The following is a 17,796-nucleotide window of genomic DNA, read 5'->3' on the forward strand; positions in this document are numbered from 1 at the left end:
CGCTGGTCGGGCGCGTCAGCGGAGGACGTGCGGCGGCGGCGTGCTCCCCCACCCGTCGTCATCGCCACGCTGGTCGACGGCGCCGCCCTGCTGGTGGGCGGCACCGAAGGCGGCCTCGGGACCGGACCCGGCAGCCGGTCGGTTCGGCCGCGGGTACCGCCGGCGGTAGTGCACCAGCACCGCCACGAGCACGATGACGCCGACGACCGACACGATCGCGATCCCGATCAGGTAGAGCACGTTCGTCAGCGCCGACACCGCACCGGCGGACCCGGGCGGGAGCGTGCCGTACATGAGTTCCATGCGCGCGTTGCCGGTGACGAGCAGCGCGATGAGCGCCGCGATCTCGCTCGTCGAGTCCCACAACCCGTGCAGCAGGGCCACGCCGACGTACGCCACGAGCACGAGCCACGACCAGCGGATGCGCTGGCTGCCGTGAGCGAGGCCGAAGATGACCGCCCCGAGGATCGCGGTCCAGAGCACGTGGCCGACCGGCGAGAGCACGGCGCGGATGACCTCGGTCTGGAGCAGCGAGAACAGGTCGATGCCCTGCTGGGTGATCGCCGCGTTGAACGCGTACCCAGCGGACTCGAACGCGGCGAACCCGGCACCGACGGTGGCGCCGAGCAGCGCTCCCTGGCGCGCGGTCTTCGGCCGGACCCGCCATCCGACGAAGAGCAGGAGCACGCCCTTGACGAACTCCTCGACGAACCCGACGGCGATGTACAGGAACACGTTCTGGTGCAGGTTCGCCTCGAGCACGGATGCCCCGAGCACGCCGAGGATGCCGCCGACGAAGAACGCGACGATGAGCTGCATCGTGCTGACCGTCCCCGTGACCCGCTCGATGACGAACAGCACGACGGTGAACGGCACGAGGAAGCTGCCGAGCAGGATGATCGTCGGCACGAGGTTCGTGTTCCGCGTGAACACGGTCACGACGATCGTGACGAGCCACAGCGCCAGCCCGAGGAGCAGGGTCTTCCACCACCAGCCGTGGCGGTGGTGCGCGTGCGGTCGGGGGACGTCGTCGTAGTCCGGGTCGATCGGTGCGTCGAACGCAGTGCGCGCCGGGTCGGTGGTGGCCATGCCCACCATCGTGCTCCGCGGGGGCGGACAGCGCTCAGAACTCGTAGTGCACGCCGCTCCAGGCTTCGCGCACCGGACGGTCCGGGTCCCGCTCGACGTGGCTGACGCGGTCGATGCAGAGCGTCGCCCGGTCCTCGGCGGTGTACCGGGGCCAGGTCCAGCCTCGGTGGGACGGCACGCCGTCGCGCGCGAACGCGGTCCAGGAGCCGGCGAGGACCTCGTGGATCCGCCGTCGGGTCGCGGGCGTGTCGGTGCCGGCCACGATCCTCCCGAGCGGTGTGCGGAAGGTCCCGAACAGGTAGGGCAGTTCGGTGCCGTGCGCGGCGCCGAGCCCGACGAGCCGCATGAGCGGCGACGCGTGGTCGAACCGGTACATCCAGGTGGGGTTGCCTGCGGCGGCGTGCGCCTCGGCCATGTCGATCGACGGCACGTGGAACACGCCGTCCCCGCCGGCGGCCACCCAGTCGCGGCGAGGCCGGTCCGCGTCGTCGGCGTACAGCCGCCGGATGCGCTGCCAGGCCTCCGGGTCCGTGCCGGCCACGAGTCGTTCGACGCGCTCCCGCGTGTTCGGCAGGATCGGGGTCCGCGCGTGCTTGAACAGCGACGCCTCGTCGTGGTTCGTGCCGATCACGAGTGGCACCGGCGCCGTCCGCCCGGCCCGGGCGGCGGCGAGCGGGGGTTCCGGCAGGACGTCGCCGTCGATCGTCGGCGACATGACGGCGACGAGCGGGGACTCCCGGGTCACCGCGTCGTCGACTTCCTCGGCCACCGTCTGGAGGCGCGACACCGGCATCGCTCGCATCGCCCGCCCGGCGTGGGCCGGGTCGAGTCCGAGTCGTCGCGCGAGCATGCGCGCGTGCTCCGCCTTGTTCTCGGGCGAGTGCGCGGTCATCGGGTGTGCGCTCTGCGCGATCGCCCCGGCGAGCACCGGCCGGGCGGACGGCGCGGCCAACAGGGTCGTCACCGAGTTCCCGCCGGAGGACTCGCCGAACACGGTGATCCGGGCCGGGTCCCCACCGAAGCCGGCGACGTTCTCGGCGACCCACTCGAGGGCGGCGATCTGGTCGCGCAGGGTGCAGTTCGCGTCGAAGGTCACACCGTCGCCGCCGAGCACGCGGAGGTCCATGCTGCCGAACACGCCGAGCCGGTACGAGACGGTCACGAGGACGACGCCGAGCCGGGCGAGGGCGCCGCCGTCGTAGTCGGGTGTCCCGCCCGAGCCGGACCGGTAGGCGCCGCCGTGCACGAACACGAGCACGGGCAGGCCGTCCGCGTCGGTCGGACTGCTGACGGTGACGTACAGGCAGTCCTCGGACTGCGGGAACCGCCGAGCGATGCCGCCCGTGTAGGGGTGCGGGCGCTGCGGACCGGCCGGGCCGGGCGCGACGGCGGGTCGGACACCCTCCCACGGCCTGACGCGGCGCGGCGCTCGCCACCGGAGCTCCCCGACCGGCGGCTCGGCGTACGGCACGCCGAGCCAACGGCGGATCCCGTCCCGCTCGCGGCCGCGGACGGCGCCGCCCGTGGTCCGGACGGTCAGGGGCTCCGTGGACGTCGGCGTGGTCATCGTCGGTCGACGCTACGCCGCGGTCCCGGTGCGCGACGCGCCCCGGTCAGGAGGCCTCGACGACGACCTCGCTCCGGGCACTGCCGGTACCCCCCGTCCGCGGGGTGTCGGGCCGACCGGGGGCGGCGGTAGCCTCACAGGACCCGAACGGCTGGGCCGTCGCGCTGTACCCGCCGCGCAGATCCCGACCCGCCATCTGACCTGGAGTCTCCGTGGACTCGAACGACAGGGCGCCCCGAACGCCCTGGGACCACGGCGTGCCCGAGCGCGCCGACCGGACCCGAACGCACGCGTACCACCGACGCACCCGCCGGCCGGCGCTCGCCGTCGGCGTCGCACTGTCCCTCGCGCTCGTGCTCGCGGCGTGCGCGCCCGCGCGGAGTGGCGCGCAGTCCCTCCCGACGTTCGACGCCCGCTCGTCCACCGCCGCCAGCACGGCCACCGCGACGGCGGCCGGGGAGCCCGCGCCGTCCCAGGACGAGGCCGTCCCCACGCCCGGGTCGTTCGACGAGTTCGACGGACCGGCGGGTGCCGCTCCGGACCCGGCCCACTGGAGCGCCCAGACCGGCGCGGGCGGATGGGGCAACCACGAGCTGCAGACCTACACGGCGTCGAACGGGGTGCTCGACGGCCACGGCCACCTCGTCATCACGGCGGACATCGGCCCCGACGGCGGTCCCCCGTACACCTCCGCCCGGCTGACGACCCACGGCAAGGCGTCCTTCGGGTACGGCACGGTCTCCGCGCGGATCCAGGTCCCGCAGGGCGGGTCGCTCGTGCCGGCGTTCTGGATGCTCGGCTCCGACGTCGACACGGTCGGCTGGCCGGAGTGCGGCGAGATCGACGTCGTCGAGGCCCCGATCGACACGCACCGCACCTCGCACTTCCTGCACGGCCCGGGCGAGGACGACCCGGACCACAACGTGCAGGCCGGCGGGATCCTCATGCACACCCAGGCGATGAGCAAGGGGTTCCACACGTACTCGGTCACCCGGTCGCCGGGGCACGTCGTCATCAGCGTGGACGGTGTCGTCGGCACGGACATCACCGAGGCGACCGCCCCCAGCGCCCTGAAGTGGGTGTTCGACGGACAGTTCGACCTCATCCTCAGCCTCGCGATCGGCGGGTCGGTGCCGCACCCGACAGCGAGCACGCCGCGGACGGCTCAGATGGTCGTCGACTGGGTCCGGTACGCGCCGGCACGGTGACGACCGAGCCGGCGGACGAGCCGCGGCGGGGTCAGCCCGACAGCGCGATGCGGAACACCTGGACGCCCACGGCGCCGAGCGCCGACAGTCCGAGCCGGAGGCGGAACGACCGCCCCGACCGCGGCGCCGCGGGCGATACGGCCGCACGCACCTGGTAGAGGATCTCGGCCGACAGCTGCCGCTGCAGCCGCGCGGGCGCCGAACGCGCCGCGCTGCTCGTCGACACCGCGACGACGACGGCGTCGGGCGTCAGGTGCGCCTCGACCGCGCGGAGGACGTCGATGGCGCGGCGGAGCGACGAACGCCGCCCGCTGTTCCGCACGGCGAGGACGGCAACCGGGCAGCGCACGTCGTCCGGCAGCTCGTCACGGCGGTCCGGGCGGATGATCGGCAGCTCGATCCGATGTGCGAACGCCTCGAGCGCTGCGACGACCTCTCCCGCGTCCCCGTCGAGCAGCACCGGCGAGAGGTCGTCGCGCGCGGCGGCCAAATCGGCTCGCGGTCCGCGGCGTCGGGGCATCGGCTCCTCCTCGGTCGGACGTCCAGGTGCCCCCATCCCACACCTCGGAGGCCCATGGCGGAACCTGAGAACCCGATGGTCGACCACTCCGTACGATGCGCTGGGTACCGGGCGGGAGTGCTCCGACCGGCGGACGAGGAGCGATCATGAGCACCACCACACGGACCCCGGAGCAGCGTCGGAAGGGATTCCTCGCGCGCATGACGTTCGCCTGCGCCTGGGGCGAGGGCCTGGACGGTTTCGACCTCGGCCTCATCAGCGTCGTCCTGCCGCTCATCTCGACGGCCCTCCACGTGAACGCCCTGGAGGCGGGCCTCATCGGTGCGTCGTCCCTCATCGGCATCTTCGTCGGGGCGCCGCTGACGGGCCTCCTGACCGACCGGTTCGGACGGAAGACCGTGTTCACGGTCGACATCATCGCGTTCGTCGTCCTCGGCCTGCTGCAGGCATTCGTGACCGACGCCTGGCAGCTCCTCGCCGTCCGCATCGCGCTCGGGATCGCGATCGGCGCCGAGTACTCGATCGGCGCAGCGATGCTGGCCGAGTTCGCCCCCGCGAAGAGCCGGGGACGGCGCCTGTCCGGGCTGCTCGTGTGTTGGTACGCCGGGTACCTCGCCGCGGTCGTGGTCGGGTACGCGCTCGTCGACCTCGGGCACCTCAACTGGCGGTGGGTGCTCGCGACGAGCATCCTCCCGGCGATCGTCACCGTCATCGTCCGCATCGGTTTCCCGGAGTCCCCGCGGTGGCTGCTGCACCGTGGTCGGGAGCAGGAGGCCCGCGCGGTGATCGACCAGCGCCTCGGCGGCGGCGCGTACTACGAGCAAGAGGACTACGGCTCCGAGGAGCAGAAGGCCGGCGGCTACCGCGCCCTGTTCGCGCCGGGGAACCGGAAGCGCGTGACCTTCATCGCCGTGTTCTGGGCCTGCAACGTCGCCCCCTACTTCGCGATCTTCACGTTCGCACCGACCGTGCTCAAGTCGCTCGCGCTGCACAACGAGACGGCCGGCACCATCACCGTCAACGGCATGGCCGCCGTCGGGGCGCTCGTCGGGATGCTCACCATCGAGCGGATCGGCCGTCGCCCGCAGCTCATCCCGCCGTTCTGGATCATGGCGGTCGCCCTGGCCGTGGTCGGCTTCTGGGGCAGCGCGCCGGGTGCGGTCGTCGTCGTGTGCTTCGCCGTGTTCTCGTTCATGAACGCGCTGCAGGGCAACCTCACCGCCGTCTACCCCATCGAGGTGTTCCCGACCGAGGTCCGCTCGACCGGTGTGGGCTTCACCGCCGCGTGCAGCCGCGTCGGCGCCGCCGCGGGGACCTTCCTGCTCCCGGTGGGCATCACGACGCTCGGCATCGGACCGTGCATGCTCATCGCCGCGGCGATCTGCGTGGTCGGCGCGATCGTCTCGCAGGTCATGGCACCGGAGACGACGGGGCGTGGCCTGCACGACACGAGCACGGGCGAGTTCAACGCCCGCGCGCTGCAGGGGCGGCTCCCGGAGCGCGTGGGCTGACGGCCTGGAGGGACGGCGCGGGCTGGTCACACTCATCCCGACCACGCCCGCGGGCGCCCGTCGCGCGCCCGCGATCAGTCGAGCGGCAGCGCGGGGACGCCCGGCGTCGCGAACCCCAGGATCTGCCCGTAGAACGCGAGCTCCTTCTCCGTCGCGTCGATGATGGTCGCGGCCTTCCGGAACCCGTGCCCCTCGCCCGCGTAGGTGACGTAGGCGTGCGGGATGCCCCGCTCCCGCATGGCGTCACGGAACAGCTCGGCCTGCGACGGCGGCACGACCCGGTCGTCGAGGCCCTGGAGCAGGAGCACGGGCGTGCGGAGCTGGTCGACGGCGTGCAGGGGGGCGCGCTCGCGGTACAGCGCCGCGGCCTCCGGCAGGGGCCCGATGAGCCCGTCGAGGTAGCGCGACTCGAAGTCGTGGGTGTCCTGCGCGAACCGCTCGAGCTCCGCGACCCCGAAGTACGAGACCCCGGCGGCGAACACGTCGGACCGGGTGAGTGCGGACAGGACCGTCCAGCCGCCGGCCGAGCCGCCGCGGATCGCGAGGCGTGCCGGATCGGCGAGCCCGGCCTCCCCGAGACCCCGCACCGCGGCGATCGTGTCCTCGACGTCGACGACGCCCCACTGGCCCCGCAGGGCCTCGCGGTAGGCGCGGCCGTACCCGGTCGACCCGCCGTAGTCGATGTCGACCACCCCGATCCCGCGGCTCGTCCAGTACGCGATGCGCATGTCGAGCGCGGCCACCGCCTGCGAGGTCGGACCGCCGTGCACGACCGCGACGTACGGGGGGAGTTCGCCCTGCGGGGCGACGTGGTCGGGGTTCCGCGGCGGGTACACGATCGCGTGCACCGTCCGCTCGCCCGGGAACTCCCGGCGCTCGGCCACCGGCAGGTACCGGGCGTCGGGCAGGTCGTCCGCGTCGAGCCGGACGTCCTCGGCGGCCCCGGTCGCGAGGTCGAGGACCCGGGCCCCGGCACCGACTGTCGACGCACCGGAGGTCACGAGGACGCGGCCGTCCCGGGCCTCGCCCACGGCCATGCTCGTCCACGGCGTCTCGATCGGCTCGGGGTCCCGCTGGCCGCTCGGGTCGAGCACGACGAGTGAGGTGGACCCGAAGGTGCGGGTGGCGAGCAGGCGGCCGTCCGGCAGCAGCGTGTACCAGCGGGTGCCGAGCCTCCAGAGCGGTCCCCCGTACTCGGCGGCGTCCGGGTGCAGCGGTGTCCGGACGCCGTCGAGCGTGATGCGCTCGAGGTTCCACCAGCCGGTCGGGTCCGCGATCGCGACGAGCGTGTCGTCGTCGAGCCACTCGGGCTGGAGGACCGACTCCGTGGGCGACCCGGCCAGCGTCCGCCACGTGCCGGCGACGCCGTCGTCGTCGACGGGTGCGACGCGGAGTTCGGTGCCGTCCCACGGCATCCGCGGGTGGTCCCAGGCGATCCAGACCAGGTGTCGGCCGTCCGGCGACCACCGCGGGGCGGCGAGGAAGTCGGATCCGCCGACGACGCTGCGGACCGCCGCGGGATCGGTCGCCGCGGAGCCGTCGACCGGCACGGCGACGACGTCACGGACGATGTCGGTCGTGTTCTCGCCGGTCTTCGTGGCGCTCGGGGTGTGGGTCTCGCGCACCGCCACGACCTCGTCCCCGCGCAGGCTCACGTCCCCGTACCGGTGGTGCGTGCCGTCGATCCCGAGTGGCGTGAGCGGTCGGGGCTCCGGGGCGCCCGGCTCCAGCACGTACAGGCGCTGGTCGGTGAACTCGACGAACACCAGGACACCCCGGTCGTCGGCCGCCCAGGCACCACCGCCGTACTCGTGCACGCGGCTCGCGGCGTTCCACGGAGCGGGCAGGACGTCGACCACCGCGCCCGACGCGTCGCGGCGTCGGACCGCCGAGCGGCCGTCCTCCTGCGGGCGGAGCTCGAGCCACCAGACCTCGTCGCCCACCCAGCGCGGGCCGGACACGGGGTGGCCGTTCGTGGTGAGGTCCGCTGCGGAGATCGGGGAGGTCCAGGAGCCGTACGGCGTCGTTGCGGGCATGCGCCCATCGTGGCAGACGGGACGTCAGACCTTCAGGTGGAAGAGCGCGACGTACTCCTTCGGCAGCTGGGTCGTCACGTGGTCCCACACGCCTTTCGACACGGCCTCGTGCAGGACGGCGAACACGACGGTCGCACCCTCGAGCGCGGTGTCGGCGTCGACGCCCGCCCGTTCGGCCACGCGTCGGCAGAACTCGTCGGCCCCGAACCGCTCGGACGCCTCACCGTCGCGGAGGAGCGGCGTGCGGAGCTCCTCGGGCAGCTCCGCGGCGAGGTCGGCGGCCTCGCCCCCGCTGAGCCGCTCGGCCAACGTCAGGAGCGTCGCGTCCGTGATGGGCCGAGCCCGGGTGCGGGTGTGGGTGATGTCGGCTCGCTGTGCCACGAGGTCCACGAACTCTCCGGCGTCCATCGGTCCCTGCCGTTCTCGCTCCGACGACGCCGCCGGGGACGGCGACGTCCGGTCCACGGTGTCGTTGTGCCCTGCAGTGTCGTCGGGACGCCTGCGGTGTCGTTCAGGTCCGGGCGCCGTCCCGCGGGCCTCGCCCACGGCGTGCCGATGCCCCCGCCTCCCTACCGAGACGGGGGCACCAGCGGTCCGTGTCAGATGTCGCGCACCTGCCCCTGCTCGATGCGGAGCCGGCGCTCGGCGCGCCGGGCGACCCACGAGTCGTGGGTGACGATCACGACGGTGAGCCCGCGGTCCCGCCACTGCCGCTCGATGAGCGACATGATCTCGTCGCGCGTGGCCTCGTCGAGCGCCCCGGTGGGTTCGTCGGCGAGGAGCACGCTCGGGTCCTTCACCAGTGCCCGGGCGATCGCGACGCGCTGCTGCTGTCCGCCCGACAGCTCGGCCGGCAGGTGGGACAGCCGCTCACCCAGGCCGACCTCCTGCAGTGCCGCAGTTGCTCGTCGGTGCACTTCGTCCCTCCCGACCCGCGCCAGCGAGCCGGCGAACGCCGTCTCGACGTTCTCGAGCGCGGTGAGCGTGGGGATCAGGTTGAACGACTGGAACACGAACCCGATCTCGGTCGCGCGGATGTCGGTGAGTGCGGCACCCCCTGCGGTCGAGAGGTCGTGGCCGCCGAGCCGGACCGCGCCCGAGGTCGGTCGGTCGAGCGCGCCGAGCATCTGCAGCAGCGTCGACTTGCCGCCGCCGGTCGGACCCTGGATCGCGACGAGCTGCCCCCTCGGGATCACGAGGTCCACGCCCGCGAGAGCCGTGACCTGCTTGCCCTTCTGCGCGTAGCGCTTCGTCACCCCGGTGAGCTGGTACATCGCTGCCGAGGGGTGGGCCGACGCGGTGCCGACCGTACGGGGTGCCGTGGTGGTCGGTGCCCCTGCCTCCGTGGTGTCGTCGGTCGTGGTGGTCATCGGGGCGCCTGCTTCCGTGGTGTCATCGGTCGTGGTGCTGATGGGCAGGGTGCGGCTGTCGGTCATCAGGCCACGCTCCGCAGCGCCGCCGCCGGACGCAGCCGGGAGGCCCGCCACCCGCCGAACACCCCGGACAGCAGTCCGCCGGTGATCGCCAGCCCGATCGCGACCACGATGATCTCGACCGTCACGGGGGCGTGGAGGACCACCTCCGTCGCCGAGGACGCAGCCCGACCGGCTGCGCTCGCCGCACCGTTCGCGGCGCCGGAACCGGCCGCCGCCGTCGCCGCGCTGCCGGGTCCTGCCCCGCCGGGGCCACCCGCGCTGGTGCTGCTGGAGGCGCTGGCGGAGATGGTGGGGGCGATGACGTTGATGACGAGGATGCCGACCAGGCCCGCGACGGCTCCGACGACGCCGCCGATGATGCCCTGGACGAACGACTCCCCGGCGACCTGCCGCGTGATGCGGCCGTTGGACCAGCCGATGGCCTTCAGGGTGCCGAACTCGCGGGTGCGGCGGCTCACGCCGGAGATCGTGAACAGGATGGCGATGAGGAACGCGGCGGCGAGGACCACGATCGACAGCCAGGTGCCGAGGTTCGACACGAGGCTCGACGCGGTCGAGAGGGACCCGGACACGCTCGATGCGAGGTCGGCCTCGGTGGAGACGGTCGCCTTGGTGAGCTTCTTCTCGAGCGCGGTCTTGATGCTGCTGACGTTCGAGGACGAGGTCGCCGAGACGTAGATCGTGGTGACCTTGCCGGTCTCACCGGACAGCTCCTGTGCGGTGTCGAGCGGGATGTACATGTCCGATGGGGTGCTCGAGGACGAGCTCGTCGACGCGACGATGCCGACCACGGTGAACGTCGTGTCGCCGATCGAGATGGTGTCGCCGACGGTCTTCGACTCGGTCTTCGCGTACGTCGTGTCGAGCACGACGACGTCCTTCCCGGCGTCCGAAGCCCTGAGCGCCCGACCCTTCGTCACCTCGGCGCTCGTCAGCGGGCCGACCGTGGTGCTCGACGTCGCGATGCCCTCGACGGTGGTCTGGTCGACGCTGAAGCTGCCACCGCCGAAGCCGCCCGCGGGACCGCCGTCGGTCGACTGGCCCGAGCCCGAGGTGCCGGACCCCGCGGTGCCGGAGGACGACGAGCCCGAGGACGACGAGCCGGAGGTGCCCGACGACGAGCCGGACGAGACCGAGCCCGAGAACGAGTTCTCGGTCAGCTGCAGCACGCCCGTGGCGGCAGCGACGCCCGAGGTGTTCGCGACCTTCGTCACCGTGCTCGCGGCCATCGTCGAGGTACCCCGCTGTACGGAGAGGGTCGACTGTGACAGGTTCGTCTTCCCGCTCGAGCCCGACGACGAGCCGGACCCCGAGCCGAAGTCGAAGCTCGGTGGTTTGCTCGACGACGCGGTCGCCGTCTTCGTCACGGTGATGTCGGTGCCGACGCCGTAGACCGACTCGAGCACGCTGGACTGCGCTGCCTTCACACCGCTCGAGATCGACGACACGATGATCACGAGTGCGATGGCCAACGCCATCCCGATCGCGATGATCACGGTCTGCTTCTTGCGGTTCGTGAGCTCGCGCCTCAGGTACGTCGTGAACATGGAGTCTCCTCGCCAGGGTCGGCTCCTGGTCTCCGGCTCGTGCGGTCGCACGGCGGGGCCGACTGCGATGACGCTACGAACGGGTCCTCGCCGCCACCTCTCGGCCTTCCGGGTGACCTCGATGAGGCCCCAGTGAGGTCGGTGAGAAACGACGGGGTCGGCTGGCAGATCTGCGGCATGATGCGTCTGCGATGATCACCGCATGGACGTCGGTCATCCCTCCACCGGTCGGTCGCGCGGGGCGACCGGGGGCTCCGGCGCCACGGACGCCGAGGTCCGCGTCCCGGGCACGGTCGTCGTCGGGCTCGGAGGCATCGGCTCGGCCGCCGCGTACCACCTCGCCGCACGGGGTGCGACGGTGCTCGGACTCGACCCGCGCCTCCCGGGTCACCGCGACGGTTCGTCGCACGGCCGGTCGCGCCTGGTGCGGCAGGCGTACGCCGAGGGCCCCGAGTACGTCGCGCTCACGACCGCCGCCTGGAGGCTGTGGCACGAACTCGAGCAGGCGTCCGGCACCCGTCTGCTGACCGAGAGCGGCGTGCTCGCCGTCGCTCCGAGGGGGGAGGCCCTCGTGGCGGACACCCTCGCCGCGGCCCGCGCGCACGGACTCCCCGTCGAGCACCTCACGGCGACCGCGATCCGTGATCGGTTCCCGGCATTCCGCGTCGCCGACGGCTGGGAGGGCGTCCTCGAGCGGGAAGCGGGATTCGTCGACCCCGAGGCGACGGTCCGCGCCCACCACCGACTCGCCCAGGAGCACGGCGCGGAGTTCCGCGCGGAACGCGTCGTCGACATCGCGTTCGGAGCGCACCCGCTCGTCCGCACCGACGTCGCCGCCTACCGCGCGGACCGGGTCGTGGTGGCGGCCGGACCATGGGCGCCCGAGCTGCTCGCCGCGACGGGCCTCCGGATCGTGGCCCGCCGCAAGGTGGTCGCGCACTTCGCGCCGACGGACCCCCGGGGTCTCGGGGCCGACGCCATGCCGGGCTTCTCCATCCAGCACGACGGGCACCTGTACTACGGGTTCCCGGACCACGACGGGCAGGGCGTCAAGATCGGCCGGCACGACGGTGGCGAGGACACGACCCCGGACACGATCGACCGCGTGGTCCGCCCCGACGAGGTCGCCGAACTCCGCGGTGTCCTCGAGCGGTTCCTGCCCGGGGCCGCGGGCGCGGACCTCGACGCGTACTCGTGCATGTACACGATGAGCAGCGACGAGGACTTCATCCTCGGCGCGCTCCCCGGGGCGCCGGCGTGCTTCGTCGCGACCGGCTGCTCCGGGCACGCGTTCAAGTTCGTGCCGGTGCTCGGCGAGGTGCTCGCAGACCTCGCGCTCGGGGTCCGGCCGCGGTACGACATCGGGTTCCTCTCGCTCGATCGCGCTGCGGCCCGGGCGAGCGCGGCCATCGACCGTTGACCGCGCCGCCCGACGTGGCCGCCCGCGGGCGGCGCGGTCGTCAGCCCCGGACCGCGCCGCCCGACACCGACCTCAGCCCAGCGTGAACCGCAGCGTGCGGACCTCGAAGCCGCCGAGTGCGAGGTCGACCGTCGCGGGGTCGGTCGCCGCGACGGTGCTCGACGCGCCGGTGGTCGCCGCGTCGACGATCGCCTCCTCGAGCAGGGTGACCTCGGTGACGGCCGAGACGGCGGCGGCGACGGTCACGGTCCCGCGGGCACGACGACCCGCCGGCTCGTACACCCGAACGACGAGGTCGCCCGAGCGGTCGTCCGCGAGCTTGACGCTCGACAGCACGAGGTCGTCGGACACCGTCACGAGCGGGTCGAACCCGTGGTCGCCCGTCACGGTCCGGGCGTCGAGGTTGAGGAGCACGCCCTCCTCGGTCGCACCGGCCACCGACGTCCCGACGACGAGCCCGAAGCGGTGCGTCTGCACGCCCTGGTCCGTCTCGGGGTCGGGGAACCGCGGTGCACGGAGCAGCGACAGCCGGAGCGTCGTCGTGACGTCCCCGTCGACGGCGTCCCGGGTCATGTCGTACCCGTGGATCGAGTCGTTGACGAGCGCGACGCCGAAGCCCGGCTCCTCCGCGAGCACGTACCGGTGCATCGACGTCTCGAACTTCGCGGCCTCCCACGAGGTGTTGCTGTGGGTGACGCGCTTGTTCGCGCCGAACTGGGTCTCGGCGATCGTGTGCTCCGCGCGGACGTCGAGCGGGAACGCGACCTTGAGGAACTTCTCCGTCTCGTGCCAGTCGACGACCTGGGCGACCTCGAGCGTGCGTGACCCCGGCGCCAGGGACAGCGTCTGCTCGATCGACGACTCCGAGAACGACCGGCGGACGACGATCCGGGCGACGCCGTCGGCACCGGTCGACACGGTCAGCTCGTCGACCCCGCGGATGTCCTCGACCCGGTTGCGGTAGTAGCGGTCGACGTCCCACGCGTCCCACATGTTCGGGAAGTCCTGGTGGAGCTGCAGCAGGTTCCCCGCCTGGCCGGGCGCGATCGCGTCCCGCCCGGACCCGAGGTCGACCGCGGAGGTCACGAGCCCCTCGGCGGAGACCGTGATGCGGACGAGGTCGTTCTCGAGCACGTGGGCGTCGCCGTCCTCCGTGGTGGTGACGGGAGCGACCTGCGGCACGGAGGCCGCGACGACCGCCCCGAGCGCGGGCGCCCCGCCCCGGGCGAACGGCGCGGGGTTCACCAGGACGGGGGTGTCCCCCTCGCCGACGAGCGCGCGGACGGCCTGCGCGATGATCGCCACGAGGGCGTCGGCGACGCGCGCGTACTGCTCGACGGCCTCGCGGTGCACCCAGGCGATCGACGTGCCGGGCAGGATGTCGTGGAACTGCTGCAGGAGCACCTGCTGCCACAGGGCGTCGAGCTCGTCGTACGGGTAGGCGAACCCGGTGCGGGCCGCGGCGGTGGCGCACCACAGCTCGGCCTCGATGAGCAGGTGCTCCGCGCGGCGGTTCCCCTGCTTGGTCCCGTGCTGCGACGTCAGGGTCGCGCGGTGCAGCTCGAGGTAGAGCTCACCGACCCACACGGGCGGGTTCGCGAGCTCGCCGCGGGCACGCTCGAAGAACGCGTCCGGGTGCTCCCACGCGACCTGCGCGCTGCCCTCGAGGTCCGCCAGGCGCGCGGCCTTGCCGGTCATCTCGCGCGTGGTCCCGCCACCGCCGTCGCCCCACCCGACGGGCGCGATCGACCCGGACGCCAGGCGGTTCTCGCGGAACTGCCGCGACGCCTTCGCGACCTCGGAGCCGGACAGCTGCGAGTTGTAGGTGTCCATGGACGGGAAGTGCGAGAACACGCGGGACCCGTCGATGCCCTCCCACAGGAACGTGTGGTGCGGGAACTTGTTCACCTGGTTCCACGAGATCTTCTGCGTGAAGAACCACTCGAACCCGGCGCGACGCATGAGCTGCGGTAGGGCCGGCGAGTACCCGAAGCTGTCCGGCAACCAGACGCCCTTCGGCCGGATCCCGAACTCGCGCTCGAAGAACCGCTGACCCTGCGAGAACTGCCGGACGATCGACTCGCCGGTCGGCATCACGGTGTCCGACTCGACCCACATGCCGCCGAGGGGCAGGAACCGACCCGCTGCCACGGCCTCCTTGACGCGCGCGTACACCTCGGGGCGGTGCTCCTTGATCCAGGCGTACTGCTGGGCGCTCGACATGCCGTAGACGAAGTCGTCGGTCTGGTCGATGAGCTCCGTCATCGACGAGGTGGTCCGCGCCACCTTGCGGATCGTCTCGCGCACGGGCCAGAGCCATGCGGAGTCGATGTGGGCGTGCCCGACGGCGGAGATCCGGTGGGCCGAGGCCTCGGCCGGGGACGCGAGCACGTCGGCGAGCGCCGCTCGGGCGTCGGGCGCGGTCTCGGGGATGTGCTGCAGGTCGAGGGCGTCGAGGGCGTCGTCGAGCGCCTGCAGGATCCGCATCCGTCGCGGCCCCTGGGGCAGTTCGGCCTGGAGCTCGAGCAGCACCTCGATGTCGAGGGCGAGCTCGTGCACCTCGGCCTCGAACACGGTCAGGTCCACACGGCGCGACGTGTACAACCGCCGTGACGACGACGTCTGGATGTCCCCTTCCTGCGTCGGGAGGAAGGGGTGGTAGTCGAGCAGCACGGGGTTCGACGCGCCCTCGAGGTACAGGTCGACGAGCTCGCCGCCCTCGGCCTGCTCGGTGACGAGGACCCACTGGTTGCGCGGGTTGATCGACTTCACCGGGCTGCCGTCCGGTCGGTAGACGAGGCCCTCGCACTGGAACCCCGGCATGTTCACGTCGAACCCGAGGTCGATGCGCGCCTCGACCCGACGTCCGGCCCACTGCTCGGGCACGGTCCCGGTCACGTGGAACCAGGTGGTCCCCCACGCGGCACCCCACGGCGTCCCGACCTCGTACGGCCGGTAGGCGAGCGCGAGGCCCTCGGCGGGGGTGATCGGCTCGCCGGGGAGCTCGTTCCACTCGACCGTCAGCGGGACCGCCGTCGCGTGCACGGCCGGCAGGATCCGTTCGTCGAGGACCCGGCGCGCTCGGCCGATGGTGAGGGGGATGTCGTCGTGCATCAGTGCCTTCCGGATGAGGTGGTCAGGGCATCGTGGCGGGGTGCGCCACCGCGGTGTGGACGGCGCGGGTGTCCGCCGGGACGTCGTGCAGCGTGCGGATGCCGCGTTCGGCCAGGAGTCCGGAGTCTCCCGCGCGCGAGCGCAGGACGACCTGCGGTCCGCGGCCGAGCGACTCGGCCAGCGCGACCCAGGCGAGCGAGAACCGGCCCCCGGGGGCGGCCGTCGCGCGGACGTCCGGGGCGCGACGGCCGTCGGGCAGGACGTCGTCGAGGACGAGCGCGTCCGCCGGCGGCGCGAGCCGCTCGAGTGCCGCGCCGGCACCGTCGCCGAACGCACGGGCGAGCTCGGCGAATCGCTCGCCGGTCGGCTTGCGGCGTCCGTCGTTCGTGAAGAGTCCGAGGTCGTACTCGAGCTCGGGGAAGTCGGCGAGCGACCGTGCGACGTCGTGCGAGCACCACCAGGTGATGCCGAACAGCTGCTGCACCTCGACCGCGTGCCGGATCGTGCCCTCGAGGAACGCTGGGGCGTCGTCGACCGGGACCACGTTCGTCGGGGCGCCGACCTCCTGGAGCCAGTTCGGTCGCTCCGCGGTCCGGTTCCAGGCCGCGGCGAGCTGGAGCAGGTACTCGCCGTGCCGGACGGATCCGGTGCCGAGCGGACCGTGCACGCGGGCGGCCCCGTTGAACACCCACGAGTGCGTGACGGTCATGTCGCCGTGCTCGGCCGCGTGCTCGGGACCGAACGGCTGCGCGTCGTCGTACCAGGCGGCGTCGTACTGCGCGACCGTGACGGACGGGGCGGCCGTGCGCCGGGCCTCCCGGCCGACGCCGGACGGGAGACCCGGAGCCGGGACCGCGTCCGGCACCGGTGCGCCGAGCCCGCGGCGCGCCGCCGCGACCATCGTCGCGAGCCAGTTCCCGGCCTCCCGGTCGGTCACCGCGTGCGGCGTGGGGTGCGGGGCGTGCGCGAACTGGTTCAGCTCGTTGCCGAGCGTGACGCCGAGCAGGTTCGGCCGGCCGGCGAGCGCCGCGGACAGCGCCTGCACGTAGTCGGCGGTCGACGCGACGACGTCCGGGTCGGTGAACACGTTCCGACGATGCCAGCTCTCGAGCCACGACGGCACGAAGTCGAAGCTCGACAGGTGCCCCTGCAGCGCGTCGACGTTGACCTCGAGCCCGAACGACGCAGCGATGTCGACGACCGTCGCGACGTCGTCGAGCGCCGACGCCCGGATGAGCGTCCGGTTCGGCTGCACGAGTGGCCAGAGCGGGAACACGCGGACGTGGTCGACGCCCAGGCCGGCGATCTGCTCGAGGTCACGCGCCACCGCGGACGGCGAGAAGTCGAGCCACGAGTGGAACCAACCCTCGGCGGGCGTGTAGTTGACGCCGAAGCGCATCAGCCCTTGACCCCGCCCTCTTCGACGCCCTTGAAGAAGAAGCGCTGGAGCACCGAGAAGATCACCGCGATCGGGATGAACGCGATCATCGTGCCCGCCGCGATGAGGCGCTGGTCGTTCGAGAACGTGCCCTGTAGGTACTGGAGTCCGACGGTCAGGGTCAGCTTGTCCGGCGTCTGCAGCACGATGAGCGGCCAGAGGAAGTCGTCCCACGCGCCGATGAACGAGAAGATCGCGATGACGGCGATCGTGCCCTGCACGGCGGGCAGCGCGACGAACCGGAGGCGCTGCCACGAGTTCGCGCCGTCCATCACGGCCGCCTGGTCGATCTCCTCGGGGATCTGCCGGAACGCGTTGTACATGAGCAGCACGTTGAGCGCGGCGATCATCCCCGGCAGGGCGACGCCGACGAGCGAGTCCGCGAGCCCGAGGTCCTTGATCGTGACGAACTGCGAGACGATCGTGACCTCACCGGGGAGCACGAGCGTCGCGAGGAACAGCCCGAGCACCACCTTCTTGCCCCGGAACTGCAGGCGGGCCACGGCGAACCCGGCGAGCGTGGCGAACACGACGTTGCCGACCACGTCGAGCGCGGCGACGACGAGCGAGTTCCCGATGTAGGTGAACACGGGGATCGCGTCGGCGACCTTGAGGTAGTTGAGGAACGTCGGCTGGCTCGGTACGAACTCCGGCGTCTGCGTGTAGATGTCCTCACCCGCGCCCTTGAGCGAGGTCGACAGCTGCCACAGGAACGGCCCGATGGTGATGAACAGCACCACCACGAGCAGCACGTAGCGGAACACCTTCTCCTTCGTGCTCATGGTGCCGAAGGTGCGGCTCCGGCGGCGGCGCCCGTCCGGACCGACGCGCCGGGTCCGTCCCGTCCCTCCCGGTCGGGAGGCGCGGCTGCCGCCCGCAGCGTCCGCTGCGGTCCCGCGGTCTCCGGAGA

Annotated in this window: 13 protein-coding genes; 3 read left to right on the plus strand and 10 right to left on the minus strand. The window is 72.7% G+C overall.

All coding sequences use genetic code 11. The features are described from left to right. Positions 1-15: 15 nt before the first annotated feature. Positions 16-1,089 (minus strand): PrsW family intramembrane metalloprotease, encoded by a 1,074-nt coding sequence (locus DEI88_RS13710; RefSeq protein ID WP_111072550.1) that lies wholly within the window; start codon positions 1,087-1,089, stop codon positions 16-18. 34 nt (positions 1,090-1,123) lie between these two features. Further along, positions 1,124-2,656 (minus strand): carboxylesterase/lipase family protein, encoded by a 1,533-nt coding sequence (locus DEI88_RS13715; protein WP_111072551.1) that lies wholly within the window; start codon positions 2,654-2,656, stop codon positions 1,124-1,126. Positions 2,657-2,913: 257 nt separating this feature from the next. Here DEI88_RS13715 and DEI88_RS13720 point away from each other — a divergent pair, with 257 nt between their 5' ends. Continuing rightward, positions 2,914-3,864, plus strand: coding sequence for a glycoside hydrolase family 16 protein (locus tag DEI88_RS13720; RefSeq protein ID WP_111072552.1), 951 nt, complete (start codon positions 2,914-2,916; stop codon positions 3,862-3,864). Between the two features lie 31 nt (positions 3,865-3,895). On the opposite strand, the gene DEI88_RS13725 is transcribed toward DEI88_RS13720, so the two are convergent. Beyond that, on the minus strand, positions 3,896-4,384 hold the full coding sequence (locus DEI88_RS13725) for a hypothetical protein (RefSeq protein WP_146242888.1): 489 nt from the start codon (positions 4,382-4,384) through the stop codon (positions 3,896-3,898). 146 nt (positions 4,385-4,530) lie between these two features. Here DEI88_RS13725 and DEI88_RS13730 point away from each other — a divergent pair, with 146 nt between their 5' ends. Beyond that, complete coding sequence (locus DEI88_RS13730) at positions 4,531-5,895, plus strand: MFS transporter (RefSeq protein ID WP_111010456.1); 1,365 nt, start codon at positions 4,531-4,533, stop codon at positions 5,893-5,895. A gap of 74 nt (positions 5,896-5,969) precedes the next feature. Here the strand turns inward: DEI88_RS13730 and DEI88_RS13735 are convergent, their stop codons facing one another. The 4 genes from DEI88_RS13735 to DEI88_RS13750 form a co-directional block, all read right to left on the minus strand. Beyond that, entirely contained in the window at positions 5,970-7,931 is a 1,962-nt protein-coding gene (locus DEI88_RS13735; protein WP_111072553.1) for a dipeptidyl-peptidase 5, read from the minus strand. A gap of 24 nt (positions 7,932-7,955) precedes the next feature. After that, positions 7,956-8,339, minus strand: a complete 384-nt coding sequence (locus DEI88_RS13740) for a DUF2267 domain-containing protein (protein ID WP_111036712.1) — start codon at positions 8,337-8,339, stop codon at positions 7,956-7,958. Between the two features lie 191 nt (positions 8,340-8,530). After that, positions 8,531-9,205: an ABC transporter ATP-binding protein gene (locus tag DEI88_RS13745; RefSeq protein ID WP_111036711.1), complete on the minus strand. Its 675-nt coding sequence runs from the start codon at positions 9,203-9,205 to the stop codon at positions 8,531-8,533. A gap of 161 nt (positions 9,206-9,366) precedes the next feature. Further along, positions 9,367-10,914, minus strand: a complete 1,548-nt coding sequence (locus tag DEI88_RS13750; protein WP_111072554.1) for an ABC transporter permease — start codon at positions 10,912-10,914, stop codon at positions 9,367-9,369. Positions 10,915-11,116: 202 nt separating this feature from the next. On the opposite strand from DEI88_RS13750, the gene solA reads away from it, so the two are divergent. Next, positions 11,117-12,334, plus strand: a complete 1,218-nt coding sequence (gene solA, locus DEI88_RS13755) for an N-methyl-L-tryptophan oxidase (RefSeq protein WP_111072555.1) — start codon at positions 11,117-11,119, stop codon at positions 12,332-12,334. A 72-nt stretch (positions 12,335-12,406) separates the two neighbouring features. Here solA and DEI88_RS13760 read toward each other — a convergent pair whose 3' ends face one another. Genes DEI88_RS13760 through DEI88_RS13770 form a run of 3 tightly spaced genes read right to left on the minus strand, consistent with a single transcriptional unit; the run spans position 12,407 to position 17,668 of the window. Next, the gene (locus DEI88_RS13760) at positions 12,407-15,448 is read right to left on the minus strand and encodes an alpha-mannosidase (protein WP_111072556.1); all 3,042 of its coding nucleotides are present in this window, start codon (positions 15,446-15,448) and stop codon (positions 12,407-12,409) included. A gap of 22 nt (positions 15,449-15,470) precedes the next feature. Then, complete coding sequence (locus tag DEI88_RS13765; protein WP_111072557.1) at positions 15,471-16,847, minus strand: glycoside hydrolase 5 family protein; 1,377 nt, start codon at positions 16,845-16,847, stop codon at positions 15,471-15,473. Then, positions 16,847-17,668, minus strand: coding sequence for a carbohydrate ABC transporter permease (locus DEI88_RS13770; RefSeq protein WP_111072595.1), 822 nt, complete (start codon positions 17,666-17,668; stop codon positions 16,847-16,849). The genes DEI88_RS13765 and DEI88_RS13770 overlap by 1 nt, the downstream gene beginning before the upstream one ends. Positions 17,669-17,796 lie beyond the last annotated feature (128 nt).

The organism is Curtobacterium sp. MCBD17_003, from assembly GCF_003234885.2.
Classification (GTDB): domain Bacteria; phylum Actinomycetota; class Actinomycetes; order Actinomycetales; family Microbacteriaceae; genus Curtobacterium.

Bases quoted from the DNA above. Each gene is read 5' to 3' on its own strand.
- DEI88_RS13710 (WP_111072550.1), bottom strand. From the start codon at position 1,089: ATGGCCACCACCGACCCGGCGCGCACTGCGTTCGACGCACCGATCGAC.
- DEI88_RS13715 (WP_111072551.1), bottom strand. From the start codon at position 2,656: ATGACCACGCCGACGTCCACGGAGCCCCTGACCGTCCGGACCACGGGC.
- DEI88_RS13725 (WP_146242888.1), bottom strand. From the start codon at position 4,384: ATGCCCCGACGCCGCGGACCGCGAGCCGATTTGGCCGCCGCGCGCGAC.
- DEI88_RS13730 (WP_111010456.1), top strand. From the start codon at position 4,531: ATGAGCACCACCACACGGACCCCGGAGCAGCGTCGGAAGGGATTCCTC.
- DEI88_RS13735 (WP_111072553.1), bottom strand. From the start codon at position 7,931: ATGCCCGCAACGACGCCGTACGGCTCCTGGACCTCCCCGATCTCCGCA.
- DEI88_RS13740 (WP_111036712.1), bottom strand. From the start codon at position 8,339: ATGGACGCCGGAGAGTTCGTGGACCTCGTGGCACAGCGAGCCGACATC.
- DEI88_RS13745 (WP_111036711.1), bottom strand. From the start codon at position 9,205: ATGTACCAGCTCACCGGGGTGACGAAGCGCTACGCGCAGAAGGGCAAG.
- DEI88_RS13750 (WP_111072554.1), bottom strand. From the start codon at position 10,914: ATGTTCACGACGTACCTGAGGCGCGAGCTCACGAACCGCAAGAAGCAG.
- solA (WP_111072555.1), top strand. From the start codon at position 11,117: ATGGACGTCGGTCATCCCTCCACCGGTCGGTCGCGCGGGGCGACCGGG.
- DEI88_RS13760 (WP_111072556.1), bottom strand. From the start codon at position 15,448: ATGCACGACGACATCCCCCTCACCATCGGCCGAGCGCGCCGGGTCCTC.
- DEI88_RS13765 (WP_111072557.1), bottom strand. From the start codon at position 16,847: ATGCGCTTCGGCGTCAACTACACGCCCGCCGAGGGTTGGTTCCACTCG.
- DEI88_RS13770 (WP_111072595.1), bottom strand. From the start codon at position 17,668: ATGAGCACGAAGGAGAAGGTGTTCCGCTACGTGCTGCTCGTGGTGGTG.